Source organism: Streptomyces aurantiacus, assembly GCF_027107535.1.
GTDB lineage: Bacteria > Actinomycetota > Actinomycetes > Streptomycetales > Streptomycetaceae > Streptomyces.
The window spans coordinates 348,175-359,958 of record NZ_CP114282.1 but is presented as its reverse complement, the minus strand read 5'-3'; the positions used below and the strand labels follow the sequence as shown (position 1 = coordinate 359,958).

Sequence of the window (11,784 nt, the reverse complement as noted above, 5' to 3'; positions counted from 1 at the left end):
CGAAGCTCCGGACGGGCAGGGCGACTTGGGAAAATCACCCCGTCAACCGGAGCTTCGTTGTGTTCGTGACGGCCTTCAGCCGGATCGTCACACCGCAGCGACCTGCACGTTTCCATGATCCTCAGGACTTTGAATCAGCCCTGGGGTGCGTGAGGATCCAGCGCGTGACGGCGCGGGCCGATGGCGGTCGGGGGCCGACCGGTTGGGGCTTGCCGCGAAGAGTCCTGCTGACGTAGTCACGGACGCTGGCGTATCCGCGTGGATAGCCTTGTTCCTTGATCTCCTCCCATAGTTTCCAGGCGTTGGTGCAGCCTTCCTGCCAGCGCTGGTCGATGTAGGGCTTGTAGTCGTCGAGCCTGGTCGCACGGCTTTGCCACTGGCCGGTGAACATCTCCTCCGGGGTGGCGGCGCGGGAGAAGCGCAGGATGGTGCTGAGGGTCATGCCGAGTTGCCGGGCGACGGATCGCTTGCTGTGACCGGCGTCGAGGAGAGCATGGATGGTGGCGTGATTGGCGCGGGTGCGTTCGGCGAACCGGTGCCCTGTCGGCCAGGGTGACGATGCGGTTGGCTCCGCTTCTTCCTGCGGTTCCTCCGGCTGCGCCGGCGTGGGGCGCAAGCAGCCGTGGTGCCGGTAGACGCATTTCTCAGCGGCTTCTCCCAGGTTGTGCCAGAGGTGCCATCGGTCGGCGACCTGGAGGGCCTGCGGGGCGCCTCGGGTGGCGCCTTCGGCGAAGAAGGGGGCCCGGTCACGGCAGATGATCTCAATGCCGGGCCGCTCGGCGAGCCAGGCCGCGAGCGTGTCTGCCTCCCGGTCGGGAAGGAGGTCGATCGGACGACGTGTTTCGACGTCGACGAGCACGGTTCCGTAGATACGGCCCTTGCGCTGGGCGTATTCGTCCACGCCGACCACGCGGGGTGTGGTGGTGACGGGGTCCGGAAGCGAGGCGATCAGCCTCAGCAGGGTATTCCTGCTGACCGGGACTTGGAAGGCATCCGTCATGCGGGCGCCTGCCCGGCCTGCGAGCGCGAGGCCGACCGACACCAGCGTCGATCGCAACCGCTCGGTCTGTCGTCCGAACCGACGCGTGAGCCCAGGGACTTGCTCAGCAAAGGTTTTGCGCGTGCAGGAGTCCTCCGCGCAGACGAACCGCCGCACTCGTAACGACACCACGACCAGCTTGCCCGCTGTCGGCAGATCACGAGGAAACCGCAGGTAGGAGGCATGTATGCGCCCTGACCAGCATCCGCACTCCGGACAGGCCGCCCGTCCTGCGGTCGTACGAGCCTCGACCCGGACGACTGTGTCGGACACCTCGACCGACTCCAACAACACGCCCTCGACCGAGGAGAACAGCAGCTCATCCAACTGCGGAAGCACTTCGTTCACGGCGAAGGACTGTCGACCACACCACCGTCCAGCCGGGCGATTTTCGGGCGACCTCAACTGCCATCGCACGAAGATCAACAGTCACTCTGCGTACGCGACCACACGAAGTGGACCAGAGCCCGGGAATGGGCAGCACCTGTTCATCACTTTGGATGGCGCACGGTTCGAACAACGGTGGACCGAACGCCGAGGGGGTGGTCAGGTATTTCGACCTCAACGGGTCGGAGACGCGGGAGCCTCTGCTCTTCTGTCGGGCTGCCTGCTGGGAACAGGATGCGGCCATAATGATGCTCCCGGTCAGTGCTGAACAGGTGGCCGCTGCCATCGATGCTCGAAGCCGCAGCGGCGTTGCTTTGGTCGCGATCGACGGTGTGGGTGGCTCCGGTAAAACGACCTTGGCGATGGCCCTCGTGGAGTTGCGTGGCGCCGCGGTGGTGCATGGTGACGACTTCTACCGCCCGATGGATGCGAAGGAGCGTGTCCATCTGGATCCTGAGGAGGGCTACCACCGTTACTTCGACTGGCAGCGGCTGCGCGAGGAAGTACTCCTTCCGCTCACGTCCGGCCGCGATGCTGTCTACCGGCGCTACGACTGGATCACGGGCGACCTGGCCCCGGGCGAACTCCACAGAGTCTCCGCCTCCAGCATCGTTGTCGTGGAGGGCGTCTACACGGCCCGACCCGAGCTTGCCGACTACTACGACCTGCTTGTCTACGTCGACAGCCTGCGTGAGGAATCCTTGCGCCGTCTCCGAGAGCGCGGCGACGACCACGGCCCCATCGACTGGGAGTCTCGCTGGCGTCTGGCAGAAGAGCACTACCTGGCCGCCACCCGTCCCGAGAAACGGGCTCATCTCGTGGTCACCGGGCACTGACCACTCTCGGCGGGGGGCGGGTAGGTTTGGCGCCGGGGTCCGTGCCGCATTGACGGAACCGGCACGGGGCCCTCCCTCGTCGTCATGCAGTGGGTACAGACGCGCCCCTCGCGCCATATGCTCGGCTTTGACTGGAATGACAGCGGCCAGCAAGAATTCCCCAGGTACGGCCAGTTAGCCCTGTCACGGTCCGTAGCCAACGGTGGAGTTGGCCCAAGCGCAGGGGTATGGACCGGGAGTTCCCATCCTGCGCGCCGATGAGTCTGGCCTCGGTCGACGGTCATAGTTGGCGACTGCCGGTTCGGACCCAGCAAGGAGCAGCACATGGTGATCGTCGCAGGGCACATCGTTGTCGACCCTCAACAGCGTGATTCCTACCTCGCAGGCTGTGTGAGCGTCGTTGAACTGGCCCGCCGCACAACGGGCTGCCTCGACTTCGCTATCACCGCAGACCTGGTGGATTCCGGGCGCATCAACATCTTCGAGCGGTGGGAGTCGCAGGCTGCCGTCGAGGCGTTCCGAGGCGATGGTCCCGGCGACGAGCAGGGCGCCGTGGTGATCGCCGCCGCGGTGGCCGAATACGACGTCGCGGATGTGCGCTCGCTGACGGGAGCAGTTGATGGTGCCGAGGTCATCGCCGAGTTGGCACCAAGCCGGGTCGGTAATGGCTGAGAGATGACGGGAACGGCTCACCGGGCCCGGTCATGCTGCGGCTGAGTGGGGGTGTCCGCCCCAGCGGATGCCCTTCTCGCTGCCGATACGAGCACGCTCGCGGCGTTGGGCAGCCAGAGTGCGGAGCGTCGTGCGCAGTTGGCCGGCCTCGGTCTGGCGTGGGCGGCGCAGGAGGGCAGCGCGTGATGTGGAGTGCCGATGATGTGGCCCGGGCTGCGGTCCGGCGCCAGGGCCAGGGGCTGAGCGTGGCGCAGGTCGCGGACAAGGTCGCGGAAGCGCAGCGGCGTGAGCGGGAGACCCGGCAGCAGCTGCACTCCCCCGCCGTCGGCTGTGACCCGTACGACGGTGACCCGGAGGACCTCGCGGAGCAGTGGGTGGCGCGGCATGCCGAGTGGCGCCGTGTCGCCGCCCTGACGGACGCTCAGGGGTGGCCGGTCTACAGCCCGGAGGGGGACGTGCAGGGCAGTACGTGGGCGCGGGGACGCGACGCGCAGCGGGAGGGTGCTCTCCCCCGCCGTGCCGCGTGGCAGATGGAGCGTCAGGATGAGCGTGATGAGTGGAAGGCGCAGGTGTGGCTGTCTGCCGAGGTGAGCCGCCGGCTGCGCGTGATCGCCGCCCGTACCGGTCTTGAGCCGGAACAGGTCCTCGCCCAACTCGCCGACCAGGTCCGCATGGACGACGACGGCGCCCTGGCGGTCGACGCCTTCATCCCACCCTGACCGGGCTGGCCGCGCACTCGCGAGCTGGGCCGACGTGCCAGTACCCCTTCCGTGCCACGGTCTTCTGTGACGGCTTTCCCGCAGCGCTGAGCACGGCCGGAAAGCCGGCCAGCGCGCTTGCTGGGGTAGTGAAGCCTGGTCGGGCGCGGGGTGTCTGCCTCGCGCGCCAGGACCCGCGCCGGTTGTCGGCGATCATGCGCGGGCAGATGCTGAGGGCTCCCATCCGGTGGCGTCAAGAGCTGGGGGTGCCTGTGCCGAGCGGTGTGGTGAAGTGGTTCGATCCCGAACGGGGTGTGGGTGCCATCACTCAGGACGGCGGCGGCTGGGAGGCTGTCGCCCACCGGTCGGCGGTGCACGGCGACGCGGACCGCGTGCTGGTCGCGGGCCACCGGGTGCGCTTCGACGTCCGGGCCGACAACATCCAGCCAGCAACTCGGCTGGCTTGTCCGCCGGCCGAACGGCCGCAGCACGGCCAGCTCGTCTGGATAGTGCCACCTGGACTGCCCCCACGCCCTGTGGCCGTCGGCGGGTGAGGACGCGACCGGGCCGGGACGGTACTCGGGCCGGTCACCACCCGATGCAGCGCGTCGCGCACGGTCGCGGGTCCCTTCCAGGGTTCACAGGGCGTGGTGCAGCCAGCGCTGGAGGACGGTGCTGACGTCTGCCGGCAGGGCGCTGAGCTGGTCGATGACCGCGCGGTCTTCCGGCATCGGGGGGGGTACTGGCGGCGGTGAGCGTCGCATTCAGGGCAAGCCGCCGTTCATCGCGCGGGTCAAGGATCGAGTTGAGGCGTTCGGCGGGGTTGGGCGGCGGCAGGAAGTAGTCCAGGTCGTCACCGGCATGGACGGGCGTCGGCCAGGTGCTCTCAGGGAGGTCCGGAACGGCGTAGGGGTCGGCGTAGGCGCAGGAACTGAGGTTCTCGTTGCTCCAGGGGGTCATCTCTGTCTCCCAACCAGTGTTTTGCGGACTACCGGTCCAGAGCGTCGCGAGGGCTGCTTCGGTTGCGGCTGCGGCCGTACGTCACGCTGACGGCGCCTTCGGCGGCTGATCACCTCGTGTGACCAGCAGACGGCAGGCGACACCACGTCGCTGTCAGGGAATGCGCTTCCTCCCGGGGAGGCGACGACGTGCTCAGGCTCCTGCGATAAGTCCGGCTGAACAGGGAGGCCGGGGCAAATGGGTGAGGCTCCGGCCGTTTGCCGGGAGTCGGTCGTTGAGCAGCTATGGAAGCCTTCGGTGACTGTTTCGATCCGGGTCCCGGCGCCCGGAGTGCCGGCCATGCAGAAGACACCTGTGCGTGGTGCGTGCAGTTGCGGGAGACGGACGCCCAAGCCCGCCGGATGCCGGCAGAGGGCAAGTGTTCACCCGTGCCCTGGAGCATCTTGCCGGGGCCGGCCCCCGTGTCCTGCGCAGGTCGACACGTGAGGGGGGTGAGAACGGTGCTGGTCGTCATGGCCGCGGTCACGATCCTCGCGGCGACCGTGGCCCTCATTGTGGACACCCGCCCCTGACACCCGGCGTCCCTGCCCGGCGACTGCTCCCGGAGTCGGCGCACCGACCGGCGAACACTCGCTGCGACCATCGGATAGCGGGCTCAGCCGCTACCGGCCCGCGGCCCGTGCGGGCGCTTCCCGAACAGGGCCTGGCGCAGCGTCGTGGGTTGCAGCCGGTAGTCGATGCCGGCTGAGGACGCGTTCGGGCGGGTCTCCGGGTCCGGCCGGTCATTGAGGGCGCATGGTCAACGAATTGCGCACAGAGGGACCCCGGGATGGCAGGCCCCGGGGTCCCGTGCCGATATTGGTAGGGGCGGGTGCGGGGGCATCGTCGCCGTGCGCCGCCGGACGGCACGGGCCCGGCCGCCGCTCGCACGGGCGGTTACTCATTGGCTTTCTGCCGAGCGTCCCGCCGAGCCCGCCGACTGTCCTCACCACAACGGTGAACCTGGCCGGGCCGCCAAGGTGAGTCCAGAACGCCAGGCGCCCTCGCCAAAAGACCGTCCCGGAACTCCGTGGTGGACGTAACTCGGACGGACTCAAGATTGTTTGCCTGGCATGAACAACATGAAGCGTGTAGCTGTTGGTCTCGCTCTTGCCGGGGCCACTTTCGTCCTGTCCGGAACTAACGCGGTGGCGGACCCCGACCCCGGTACCGGAGAGGAACTCACCCAGACAACGGGAGCCATCGACGCAGTGGGCGTTCTCGGCAACGGCAACGCCAATGAGGACAACAGCCAAAACGACAACGTGTCCGCGGGTAGCAACCAGCAGTTTTCAGGCGATGGGAACTCGAACACCGTGACAGGAACTTTCGGCGGGCAGTCCGTGGACCAAAGCATCCACGGCTAACCGGCCCGCGGCCCGTGCGGGCGCTTCCCGAACAGGGCCTGGCGCAGCGTCGTGGGTTGCAGCCGGTAGTCGATGCCGGCTGAGGACGCGTTCGGGCGGGTCTCCGGGTCCGGCCGGTCATTGAGGGCGCATGGTCAACGAATTGCGCACAGAGGGACCCCGGGATGGCAGGCCCCGGGGTCCCGTGCCGATATTGGTAGGGGCGGGTGCGGGGGCATCGTCGCCGTGCGCCGCCGGACGGCACGGGCCCGGCCGCCGCTCGCACGGGCGGTTACTCATTGGCTTTCTGCCGAGCGTCCCGCCGAGCCCGCCGACTGTCCTCACCACAACGGTGAACCTGGCCGGGCCGCCAAGGTGAGTCCAGAACGCCAGGCGCCCTCGCCAAAAGACCGTCCCGGAACTCCGTGGTGGACGTAACTCGGACGGACTCAAGATTGTTTGCCTGGCATGAACAACATGAAGCGTGTAGCTGTTGGTCTCGCTCTTGCCGGGGCCACTTTCGTCCTGTCCGGAACTAACGCGGTGGCGGACCCCGACCCCGGTACCGGAGAGGAACTCACCCAGACAACGGGAGCCATCGACGCAGTGGGCGTTCTCGGCAACGGCAACGCCAATGAGGACAACAGCCAAAACGACAACGTGTCCGCGGGTAGCAACCAGCAGTTTTCAGGCGATGGGAACTCGAACACCGTGACAGGAACTTTCGGCGGGCAGTCCGTGGACCAAAGCATCCACGGCTAACCGGCCCGCGGCCCGTGCGGGCGCTTCCCGAACAGGGCCTGGCGCAGCGTCGTGGGTTGCAGCCGGTAGTCGATGCCGGCTGAGGACGCGTTCGGGCGGGTCTCCGGGTCCGGCCGGTCATTGAGGGCGCATGGTCAACGAATTGCGCACAGAGGGACCCCGGGATGGCAGGCCCCGGGGTCCCGTGCCGATATTGGTAGGGGCGGGTGCGGGGGCATCGTCGCCGTGCGCCGCCGGACGGCACGGGCCCGGCCGCCGCTCGCACGGGCGGTTACTCATTGGCTTTCTGCCGAGCGTCCCGCCGAGCCCGCCGACTGTCCTCACCACAACGGTGAACCTGGCCGGGCCGCCAAGGTGAGTCCAGAACGCCAGGCGCCCTCGCCAAAAGACCGTCCCGGAACTCCGTGGTGGACGTAACTCGGACGGACTCAAGATTGTTTGCCTGGCATGAACAACATGAAGCGTGTAGCTGTTGGTCTCGCTCTTGCCGGGGCCACTTTCGTCCTGTCCGGAACTAACGCGGTGGCGGACCCCGACCCCGGTACCGGAGAGGAACTCACCCAGACAACGGGAGCCATCGACGCAGTGGGCGTTCTCGGCAACGGCAACGCCAATGAGGACAACAGCCAAAACGACAACGTGTCCGCGGGTAGCAACCAGCAGTTTTCAGGCGATGGGAACTCGAACACCGTGACAGGAACTTTCGGCGGGCAGTCCGTGGACCAAAGCATCCACGGCTAACCGGCCCGCGGCCCGTGCGGGCGCTTCCCGAACAGGGCCTGGCGCAGCGTCGTGGGTTGCAGCCGGTAGTCGATGCCGGCTGAGGACGCGTTCGGGCGGGTCTCCGGGTCCGGCCGGTCATTGAGGGCGCATGGTCAACGAATTGCGCACAGAGGGACCCCGGGATGGCAGGCCCCGGGGTCCCGTGCCGATATTGGTAGGGGCGGGTGCGGGGGCATCGTCGCCGTGCGCCGCCGGACGGCACGGGCCCGGCCGCCGCTCGCACGGGCGGTTACTCATTGGCTTTCTGCCGAGCGTCCCGCCGAGCCCGCCGACTGTCCTCACCACAACGGTGAACCTGGCCGGGCCGCCAAGGTGAGTCCAGAACGCCAGGCGCCCTCGCCAAAAGACCGTCCCGGAACTCCGTGGTGGACGTAACTCGGACGGACTCAAGATTGTTTGCCTGGCATGAACAACATGAAGCGTGTAGCTGTTGGTCTCGCTCTTGCCGGGGCCACTTTCGTCCTGTCCGGAACTAACGCGGTGGCGGACCCCGACCCCGGTACCGGAGAGGAACTCACCCAGACAACGGGAGCCATCGACGCAGTGGGCGTTCTCGGCAACGGCAACGCCAATGAGGACAACAGCCAAAACGACAACGTGTCCGCGGGTAGCAACCAGCAGTTTTCAGGCGATGGGAACTCGAACACCGTGACAGGAACTTTCGGCGGGCAGTCCGTGGACCAAAGCATCCACGGCTAACCAGCCGGACCAGTTGCGGGACAGCGCTAGGAAGTTGCGGCTCACCCGCTCCCGCTTTCTGCCGAACGCCCCGTCGAGCCCGCCGACTGTCGCCACCCACACGCGTGGACACCGCACCCCGAACCGCGGGGGTGCCCCGGTCGGGAGGCGGGTAGGTTCGCCACCGGGGTCCGTGCCGCGTTGACGGAACCGGCACGGGCCCCATTCGTCATCCATCGTCGTCATGCAGTGGGGTACAGACGCGCTCCTCGCGCCATATGCTCGGGTTTGGCTGGAGACAGTCGGCAAGCAAGCGCGCCGGTGGCGCGTGTCGCGGGGAGGCACGAATGCACACCATGACACCCGATGCCCAGCGCAGCTACGACACGTACGTGGAACACCTGCGCACGTGCCACGAGTGCCCGAGAGGAACCGGACGGTGCACGGCGGGCGCGGAGCTGGTGCGGGTCTACCTGGCCGCCCTCACGAAACGCTGAACAGCCCCCCTCGCACCGGTCAAAGGGGCGGGCCCTCCGCCGCAACCCCTTGGGGCAGAGGGCCCTGCGAGGCTGACTGCCTAACCCCGCACCGGCCGCCTCCCCTCGGGCTGTCTATTCGGCCGGGGCCCTGCCCAGCGGAAGAACAGCAGCCGCCATTGACGGCCACGCCCTGCGCATCCCTGAGGTGCGGACGTCGTTGGGCAGGTCCAGCGCGCCGACTCCCCCCGGCGGTGTGCGGTGCAGGAGCCCGGACCCCGCTCGGTCCCGGGCTCCTGCATGAATCGCGGCTCAGCCTTCCCCGCGCGGTACGAGACGGGGATGTACCGGCGGGGCGGGCGGCGCCTTGGGTTCGGCGGCGCGGGACCAGCCCTCGGCGTGCATGGTCTCGGTCTCCCAGTCCTCGAACAGCCCCTGCAGGATTGCGGAATCACAGCCGCAGGCACGGACACAGCCTCAGCAATCGATCAGCGGGGGCGCCTGCAACCGCTCGGCAGCGCCCCCGCCCGTCCCCTTCCGCGCCGGCCTTGCCCGTCGCCCGAGCGCGGAGGCCCGCCGACGCGCAACAAGAGCACGGCGCCCCGATCCCCCGAGGCACGCCCACCCATCCCCGCCCCTTTCCTTCTTCCTGGCTGACGGGGTGTGGGGGTGTGCAGAGGGGGATGTCGGGCTGGCGACCACGGCCGTGCAGGGGTGGTGAGCTGCGGATATGTCGTCAGGCGCTGGAGGGGCGCGGACTGTTGTGGGTGGGGTTGTCGGCCGGTTCATGGGTGGGGTTGTGGGCCTGGTCGGGGGTGGTGTTGTCGCTTCGTGACCGTGGTCGGGCCTTCGTGGTCGGGGTTGTGGTCGGGGCCGGCTGCTGCTGTGGCGGGGACGCGCGGTGCCCGGTGGGGTGGGTGCTGCCTTGGACCGGTAGCGAGGTTGGGCGATGGTGAATGTGGATGCGGGTGGTGGGGACCGGCTGGCGTTGGCGGTGCTGGCGCAGTACCGGATGGCGACGACGGAGCAGCTGCATCTGCTGATCGCGCCCGGGGTGCGGGTGGAGCAGACGCGCCGCCGCATGGCCAAACTCCGTAACGAGGGTCTGGTGGATCGGGTCACGCTTGCGCAGGCCGGCCGGACGCGGGTCTGGTTCGTTACCGAGTACGGGGCGCAGGTGGCCGCGCAGTTGCCGGAGCTGCGGGAGTGGCAGCCGTCCCGGCTGGCCGCCGACCGGACCGCGGTGCGGCTGCGGGCGGGGCATGGGCTGACGGTGACAGAGGTCGGGCTGGCGTTCGTGCAAGATGCCCGGCGCCGCGGCGAAGTGTGCCGGCCGCTCGACTGGATCCCCGAGGTCCACCACCCCCTCGGCCACGGCGAGGCGGTCATCCCGGACGCGCTGCTGTACTACCGCACCGGCAGCGCCAGCAGTGAGGAGGGGGCGATGCTGCGGGCGTTCATAGAGGTCGACCGGGCGACCATGGGGCCTGAGCGCCTGGCCTCGAAGATCGGTGCTTACGCCCGGCTCCACCGTTACGCACCCGTGCCGGTCGGACGGCCCCGGCAGCCGTTCATGGAACCGCCGGAGGAATCCTGGCGGCGCCGCTACCCGCTGTTTCCGCGGCTGCTGTTCATCCTGGACAACACCGGCCCGGCCGATATCCACAACCGTGCCCAGGCCCTGCACGCAGCGGCCCGGGATACGGCCGAGGCGGCCTTTCTGCGTGAGGTTCCCGTCCTGGTGGCAGCGATGGCCGACCTGCTGCGCGACGGGCCCTCAGCGCCGGTGTGGCAACCCGTCCAGGATCCCACCCGGCGCGTGAGCTGGACGCACACCCGGGAGGCCTGACCACCAACCCGACCATGCTCTGGTCGGCCCCGACCACAGACCCGACCATGCAGGTCACGGCCCTGCACTGGAGAACGTGGTGTTCGCCGCTGTGTGCGTGAGGGGGCCCCGACGTCAGATTCGGGCCTCATACGTGGGGTCTATGGGGAAAGGACTCATGGTGGCCGCCGCCGGTCCGCCGAGTGGGCAGGCCGTAACAGGGATATGGAAGCGTCGTTGAGTGTGCCTGCTTTGGAACCGGTAGGTCGGCGCAGCTGTCTCTGGCAAGATCAGCTTATGGCTCGGCATTCGGTGACCTTGAGCAGAATTGAGCTCGCAGACTGGCGAGCTGTCCACTCCTGGGCTTCCCTCGCTCAGGTCTGTCGCTTCCAGACCTGGGGGCCGAATACCGAAGAGCAGACGTGCGCGTTCGTGGCGGCTGCGGTCGCGGCCTGGTCGCACGCACCTCAGCATCGGTTCGCCTACATAGCCCGTTTCGATGGCGATGTCGTCGGCATGGGGGAGCTCCATGTCCGGAGCCGAGGACAACGTCAAGGCGAGATCACCTATGCGGTGCATCCTGGGGTCTGGGGGCAGGGCGTCGGAACGGCGATCGGCAGGGAACTGCTGGCGCGAGGCTTCGAGGATCTCGAGCTCCACCGCATCTATGCCACCTGCGACCCGCGGAACCTCGGGTCGGCACGGGTACTCAGCAAGCTCGGCATGACACGAGAAGGACGTCATCGTCACACCGCGCTGATCCGGGACGGTTGGCGGGACTCCGAGATGTTCAGCGTCCTCGAAGACGAGTGGCACGCAGCCACCCCGTCTCCTCGACCACCGCATGGATGACTCGTTCGGCTTGGTTCACGATCCCGTCTTCTTCGACCAGCGAAGCTCTCATCGACATTCGCTGGAGTCGGCGAAGCGTGTTTCCCGTCTCTCGGGAAATGCGTACGCGAGCCCGTGGCGCGCAAGATCGAGGGCGGCGTTGCGCACCGCCTTGTTGTCCTTGTGGCCCGGACACATCAGCTGCCGTACCTGGGCGGCGGTTGCCACCCTCAGCACCCCGAGCGCCGCCAGCACATGGCCCCGGACCGCTGCCGTGGATCCGTACGGGTACGCCTTCGAACCACCCACCGCCCGCCCTCTGTTCCCGCTGCTCCAGAACATCCCGCACCCTGCCCGCCACCGACACCGCGCCCACAACTGAAGGGCCGGGAGAGCCGGAAGAGAGCGAGGGCTGGATTTCGGGGCTGTGTGGTCGGGCCGACCACCCG

Annotated in this window: 13 protein-coding genes; 11 read left to right on the top strand and 2 right to left on the bottom strand. The window is 68.2% G+C overall.

All coding sequences use genetic code 11. From position 1 onward, the window contains the following. Positions 1-121 precede the first annotated feature (121 nt). Positions 122-1,387 carry an ISL3 family transposase gene (locus O1Q96_RS01710; protein WP_269246495.1) on the bottom strand — a complete coding sequence of 422 codons (1,266 nt, stop codon included), beginning with the start codon at positions 1,385-1,387 and terminating at the stop codon, positions 122-124. Positions 1,388-1,512: 125 nt separating this feature from the next. Here O1Q96_RS01710 and O1Q96_RS01705 point away from each other — a divergent pair, with 125 nt between their 5' ends. The 11 genes from O1Q96_RS01705 to O1Q96_RS01650 all read left to right on the top strand — a co-directional run bounded on the left by O1Q96_RS01705 (position 1,513) and on the right by O1Q96_RS01650 (position 11,356). Then, the gene (locus tag O1Q96_RS01705; protein ID WP_269246494.1) at positions 1,513-2,262 is read left to right on the top strand and encodes a uridine kinase family protein; all 750 of its coding nucleotides are present in this window, start codon (positions 1,513-1,515) and stop codon (positions 2,260-2,262) included. Positions 2,263-2,586: 324 nt separating this feature from the next. Continuing rightward, positions 2,587-2,934 (top strand): putative quinol monooxygenase, encoded by a 348-nt coding sequence (locus O1Q96_RS01700; protein WP_269246493.1) that lies wholly within the window; start codon positions 2,587-2,589, stop codon positions 2,932-2,934. Between the two features lie 185 nt (positions 2,935-3,119). Beyond that, positions 3,120-3,653, top strand: a complete 534-nt coding sequence (locus O1Q96_RS01695) for a hypothetical protein (RefSeq protein WP_269246492.1) — start codon at positions 3,120-3,122, stop codon at positions 3,651-3,653. Positions 3,654-3,898: 245 nt separating this feature from the next. Continuing rightward, positions 3,899-4,186 (top strand): cold-shock protein, encoded by a 288-nt coding sequence (locus O1Q96_RS01690; RefSeq protein WP_269246491.1) that lies wholly within the window; start codon positions 3,899-3,901, stop codon positions 4,184-4,186. A 1,518-nt stretch (positions 4,187-5,704) separates the two neighbouring features. Continuing rightward, on the top strand, positions 5,705-5,998 hold the full coding sequence (locus O1Q96_RS01680) for a hypothetical protein (RefSeq protein WP_269246490.1): 294 nt from the start codon (positions 5,705-5,707) through the stop codon (positions 5,996-5,998). A gap of 447 nt (positions 5,999-6,445) precedes the next feature. Then, on the top strand, positions 6,446-6,739 hold the full coding sequence (locus O1Q96_RS01675) for a hypothetical protein (protein ID WP_269246490.1): 294 nt from the start codon (positions 6,446-6,448) through the stop codon (positions 6,737-6,739). A 447-nt stretch (positions 6,740-7,186) separates the two neighbouring features. Further along, positions 7,187-7,480 carry a hypothetical protein gene (locus tag O1Q96_RS01670; protein WP_269246490.1) on the top strand — a complete coding sequence of 98 codons (294 nt, stop codon included), beginning with the start codon at positions 7,187-7,189 and terminating at the stop codon, positions 7,478-7,480. Between the two features lie 447 nt (positions 7,481-7,927). Continuing rightward, the gene (locus O1Q96_RS01665; RefSeq protein WP_269246490.1) at positions 7,928-8,221 is read left to right on the top strand and encodes a hypothetical protein; all 294 of its coding nucleotides are present in this window, start codon (positions 7,928-7,930) and stop codon (positions 8,219-8,221) included. A 326-nt stretch (positions 8,222-8,547) separates the two neighbouring features. Then, positions 8,548-8,697, top strand: a complete 150-nt coding sequence (locus O1Q96_RS01660; RefSeq protein ID WP_269246489.1) for a hypothetical protein — start codon at positions 8,548-8,550, stop codon at positions 8,695-8,697. Between the two features lie 928 nt (positions 8,698-9,625). Continuing rightward, positions 9,626-10,525, top strand: a complete 900-nt coding sequence (locus O1Q96_RS01655) for a replication-relaxation family protein (RefSeq protein WP_269246488.1) — start codon at positions 9,626-9,628, stop codon at positions 10,523-10,525. A 291-nt stretch (positions 10,526-10,816) separates the two neighbouring features. Further along, positions 10,817-11,356, top strand: a complete 540-nt coding sequence (locus O1Q96_RS01650) for a GNAT family N-acetyltransferase (RefSeq protein ID WP_331276017.1) — start codon at positions 10,817-10,819, stop codon at positions 11,354-11,356. Positions 11,357-11,404: 48 nt separating this feature from the next. Here O1Q96_RS01650 and O1Q96_RS01645 read toward each other — a convergent pair whose 3' ends face one another. Next, complete coding sequence (locus O1Q96_RS01645; protein WP_269246486.1) at positions 11,405-11,677, bottom strand: hypothetical protein; 273 nt, start codon at positions 11,675-11,677, stop codon at positions 11,405-11,407. Positions 11,678-11,784: the final 107 nt, after the last annotated feature.